Origin of the sequence: Collinsella sp. AF33-16 (assembly GCF_003475325.1) — a bacterium.
Classification (GTDB): Bacteria; Actinomycetota; Coriobacteriia; order Coriobacteriales; family Coriobacteriaceae; genus Collinsella.
Window position 1 is genome coordinate 1 of sequence record NZ_QRQC01000039.1, and the last position, 4,674, is coordinate 4,674.

The following is a 4,674-nucleotide window of genomic DNA, read 5'->3' on the forward strand; positions in this document are numbered from 1 at the left end:
GCGGCCCGTTCTGGGCGCGCCTCAATCGTAGCCCGAGACGGGCCCGGGCTGACAATTTCGACTGTAATGGACGTTCTTAAACGACTGGTCAAAGGGGACACTCTTGATGCACTTGGCAATGGACGTTCCTTTTGTGCCGGCAGTTTGGGACACTCCTTGCGTTAAGAGGCTGGCGTGCGTCAACCTGTTCTCATTGCAGCAAAAAATCGCCCCGTTCTTGGTTGAGGACGGGGCGATTCGTCTTTTTGACTTGTGCAGCCAGGCTTATGCAAAGCGGGCGACGAGCTCCTGGAGCACGTCGGTCATCTTGACGAGCGAACTGACCGGGACGAATTCGTTGACGCCGTGGTAGCAATAGCCGCCGGTGGAAAGGTTGGGGCAGGGCAGACCGCGGAACGACAGCTGCGCGCCGTCGGTGCCGCCGCGAATCGGCAGCACTTGGGGCTCAACGCCGCAGGCAAGGTAGGCTTCCTTGGCAACATCAATAAGCTCGGGAAAGTCACAAACGATCTCGGCCATATTTCGATACTGCTGCTTAATCTCGACTGTCACGCGCTCCTCACCCAGACGCTGGTTGAGCATCGAGGCGGCGGCATCAATAAGGTCGAGTTTCTGCTGGAACTTGGCGGCGTCATGGTCGCGGACGATATAGCGCGCTGTGGCGTGATCGACGGTCGCAGATACACCCTCAAGGTGATAAAAGCCCTCGTAGCCTTCCGTATACTCCGGACGCTGCACGTAGGGGAGCAACGCGTTGAAGTCGCAGAACAGATTGCCTGCGTTGACCATACGGCCCTTAGCGTCGCCCGGGTGGATGGACTGGCCCTCAAAGCAGACAGTCGCCTCGGCGGCGTTAAAGCACTCCCACTCCAGCTCGCCGATGGGGCCGCCGTCGACCGTGTAGGCGTACTTGCAGCCAAAGGTATCGATATCCAGCAGCTCGGCTCCGTGGCCGATCTCCTCGTCAGGGCAGAAGCAAATGCCGAGTGCGGGATGGGGCAGAGAAGGGTCCTGAGCGATACGCGCGACAAGTGACATGATCTCGGCGACGCCTGCCTTGTCGTCCGCGCCCAGCAGCGTGGTGCCATCGCTGCAGACCAGGTCCTCACCCGCGAGGTCATTCAGGGCGGGAAGCTTGGCGGTACTCATGGCAACGGGCTTACCGTCAACCGTGCCGCAGACCAGGTCGCCGCCTTCGTAGTGCACGATGTGCGGCTTCACGCCGGCGCCCGGTGCAACTTCGGTGGTGTCGAGATGGGCGATCAGGCCAAGGGTGGGCTTGTCCTCAGCGCCCGCACTTGCGGGGATATGCGCGCAGACATAGGCATGCTCGGTCACGTGGGCATCTTCCGCACCAAGCTCGCGCAGCTCTTCAGCCAGCACGTTGGCAAGGTCAAACTGAACGACGCTCGAGGGTACCTGGTCGCAGTTTGCATCCTCGGACTGCGTGTTGATCTGGACGTAGCGCAAAAAGCGCTCGAGGACATCGGGGTTCGTGGTGGTGTTTTCCATAAAGACCGCTCCAATCTTGGTCGTCGTGTGCAACAAGAACTCTAGCACGGTATGCCACGGCATACCGCGACGCTTGGATGGGGTAGAATCAGCCATTGAATGCAGAAGGGACGGAAGATCATGGATACGACAAATAGCTCGCGCGAACTACATCTGACGGTGGCGAACGAAGACTACTTGGAGTGCATGGTTCGCATTGAAAGCGAAGAGGGGGAAACCAACGGCGTGCGATCGGTCGACATCGCGCAGCGCCTTGGCGTCTCCAAGGCATCGGTCAATAAAGCGGTTTCGGCGCTCAAGGCATCCGAGCTTGTCGAGCAATCGCACTACGGCAAGGTAGTCCTGACCGATCGCGGCCGCGAGGTTGGCACGGCTATCTGGTACCGTCATCGCCTCGTCCGCACGTTTTTGGTTCAGGAGCTCGGTGTCGAATTTGAGCGAGCCGATTCCGAGGCCTGCATGATGGAGCATGCGCTATCCGAGGACACGATGAACCGCTGGCTCGCCTATCTCGAAAAGCAGGGAATCAGCGTCGAGGAATAGCGGGATATATATGGATACGAGTTATTACAATCGCTTTGGTGCCGAGGAACTTACGCGCCGCTTGTCGAGCGAGACCTTGTTGGCGCAGGGCCCCATGGGCAGTGTTCTGTTGAGTGAGTACGACGCCGCCGATATTCCACCGGCGTTTTGGAATCTGGCAGAGCCGCAGACCGTTTCTCGTATCCATCGCTTGTATGTCGCCGCCGGCGCGCAGGTACTCATTACCAATACCTTTCAGGCATCAAGCTATGCCCTCAAGCACGACCAGATTGCGCCGTCCGTGGCGGAGGTCAATCGCGGGGCCGTCGACGATGCCCGCCAGGCGCACCCTCAGCTGCTGCTGGGCTCGATGGGTCCGATCGGTATTGAGTGGTTTGCCGAGGACTCGGCCGAGTTTCGTGAGATCCGAGGCATTGCGCGCGAACAGGCGCACGCCTTGCTCAATGCTGGTGTTGACGGTCTGCTGATCGAGACGGTGACGTCTATCCGTAATTTGCAGCCCATGCTTGCCGGCGCCCGAGATGCCGCCGACGGCATGCCTGTTCTGGTGAGTTTTGTCGTTGACGATAAGGGCGACCTGTTGGGCGATGGCCTCAACATCGAGGCAGCCGTTTTGTACGCCGAAAAACACGGCGCAAACTCGGTTGGTGTTAATTGCTGTTCGCTTGCGGCCGCGAACGCGGCGGTGCCCAGGATGGTTGCATCGGCGACTACTCCCGTCACGGTGCGTCCCAACGTGGGCGATCCGGTCCAGACTCAGGATGGCCCCGTATGGCACGAGAACCCCGAAGCTTTCGCGCGCGCATGCATCGAATGGAGACATGCCGGTGCCGCAATGGTGGGCAGTTGCTGTGGAACCACGGCAATCACTACGGCAGCGATGGCCGAGGCGCTCGATATATAAAGGGCAAAACCGCTCCATACGGGGCGGTTTTTTTATTGCCTGCATGTCCTCGGCAGCATTTGCCCAAATGGTGAATGCTGGTGCCGGCAGGTTGCCGAGCGTGTATCGCGGGTATACCTCATGCGTACCATGATCCAAACACTGTGAGGTGTCTGCGCGTGTGCGCGATAATTCATTTTGGAACTGACGGTTGGCGCGCTCGCGTCGATGAGGACTTCACTGCCGATAACGTTGCCCGTATCGCCGATGCCGTCGGCGAGTTGTGGCAAAAGACCAATCCGGGCAAAACGGTATATATAGGGTTCGACACTCGGCCCCTGGCGCGCGAGTTCGCTGAGCTTGCGGCGGGTGTGCTAGCAGCGCACGGGCTAGACGCCGTGCTCGCTTCGCGACCTGTTCCGACCCCTGCCCTTACGTGGGCGGCGGCTTATGACGGTGAGGCGTGCGGCGCGCTCATGGTGACGGGGTCCCATCATCCGCAGGGTTATCTGTGTCTCAAGATTCGCATGGGTGACGGCTCGACCGCCAACCAGGATGTCATCGAAGAGCTCGAAGAGACCATGGCTCCCGAGCCAATGGGGATCGAGGGGCAATATCGCACCGCGGATATCATTCCTGACTATATGCAAGCGGTGGCATCGTTTGTCGATGCCGAAGCCATCCGCGCCGCGCACCTGCGCGTGGTTGTTGACCCCATGGGCGGCGCAGCCCAGGGCTATCTAGCCGACTTGCTGCGCGAGCTTGGCGTTGAGGTGCACGAGATTCACGCCGGGCAGGCGCCTGACCAAGAAGATATCTGCCCCGACCCCGTTGAGCCGTGGGTGGACGCTTGCGAGCATACGGTTATCGAGGACGGAGCTTGCGCTGGCCTGGTGACCGACGGCGACGCCGACCGTATCGGCGCGGTTGACGAGCGCGGCAGATATATACATCCGCATCAGATCATGGCGCTCGTTTTGGGCGACTTGGTTCAATTTCGTAATTTGGAGGGGCGCGTCGTCGTCAATCTTTCGTGCTCGACGCTCGTGCGTCGCATTGCCGAGGCGCTTGGCTGCCGCGTGACCGTCAAACCAGTCGGTTTCAAATATATAGCGGCAGAGATGAAGAAGGGTGGCGTCCTCATAGGCGGCGAAGAAGCCGGTGGTATCGGCATCGCCGCGCATATGCCCGAGCGCGATGGAATCCTCGCCTGTCTGATTCTGTGTGAGCTTATGGCAAAGACGGACGCGCCTTTGGGCGTTCTGGTCGACCAACTCGAGGACAGATTTGGTAAGACGAGTTACGGTCGACGCGATTTGCGCCTTGAGGCCGAAGATGCCGAAACGTTGCGAACCCTGCTGCCGGGCGTAAACCCCAAGTCGATTTGTGGCAAGGTACCGCAAAACGTTAGTCATATGGATGGCTTGCGTTTAGCATTCGAGGATGATACGTGGCTGCTGGTCCGTCCTAGCGGGACCGAACCAGTGGTGCGCGTCTACGCCGAGGGGTTCTCAGTGGAAGAGCGTGATGAGTTGCTCGATGCTGGCTGTGCTTTAGCTAGGGGAACGTATCCGCTTTAACCATGAGACTGCCTTATATAAAGAGATGCTCGGCGAGGGGTAGTTAACGGCTGGCAAACGTTAGTCGGATCCCAAATTGTGTAGGAAATGTGTACGCCCAGATTCCCGCCCCCGACGCCCCTCCGGTCTGGCAATATATCTCCTTGCCGCGCGGCC

4 protein-coding genes are annotated in these 4,674 nt (G+C 59.5%); 3 read left to right on the plus strand and 1 reads right to left on the minus strand.

Features of this window, described 5'->3' with window-relative positions:
- Positions 1 to 264: 264 nt before the first annotated feature.
- Positions 265 to 1,512 (minus strand): peptidase T, encoded by a 1,248-nt coding sequence (gene pepT, locus DWZ52_RS09690; RefSeq protein WP_118385430.1) that lies wholly within the window; start codon positions 1,510 to 1,512, stop codon positions 265 to 267.
- A 120-nt stretch (positions 1,513 to 1,632) separates the two neighbouring features.
- On the opposite strand from pepT, the gene DWZ52_RS09695 reads away from it, so the two are divergent.
- The 3 genes from DWZ52_RS09695 to DWZ52_RS09705 all read left to right on the plus strand — a co-directional run bounded on the left by DWZ52_RS09695 (position 1,633) and on the right by DWZ52_RS09705 (position 4,518).
- Complete coding sequence (locus tag DWZ52_RS09695; protein ID WP_089573098.1) at positions 1,633 to 2,055, plus strand: metal-dependent transcriptional regulator; 423 nt, start codon at positions 1,633 to 1,635, stop codon at positions 2,053 to 2,055.
- A 10-nt stretch (positions 2,056 to 2,065) separates the two neighbouring features.
- On the plus strand, positions 2,066 to 2,959 hold the full coding sequence (locus DWZ52_RS09700; protein ID WP_055252635.1) for a homocysteine S-methyltransferase family protein: 894 nt from the start codon (positions 2,066 to 2,068) through the stop codon (positions 2,957 to 2,959).
- A gap of 158 nt (positions 2,960 to 3,117) precedes the next feature.
- Entirely contained in the window at positions 3,118 to 4,518 is a 1,401-nt protein-coding gene (locus tag DWZ52_RS09705) for a phosphoglucomutase/phosphomannomutase family protein (protein ID WP_118385429.1), read from the plus strand.
- Positions 4,519 to 4,674 lie beyond the last annotated feature (156 nt).

Excerpts from the sequence above, each read along its gene's own strand:
- pepT (WP_118385430.1), bottom strand. The coding sequence starts at position 1,512 with ATGGAAAACACCACCACGAACCCCGATGTCCTCGAGCGCTTTTTGCGC.
- DWZ52_RS09695 (WP_089573098.1), top strand. The coding sequence starts at position 1,633 with ATGGATACGACAAATAGCTCGCGCGAACTACATCTGACGGTGGCGAAC.
- DWZ52_RS09700 (WP_055252635.1), top strand. The coding sequence starts at position 2,066 with ATGGATACGAGTTATTACAATCGCTTTGGTGCCGAGGAACTTACGCGC.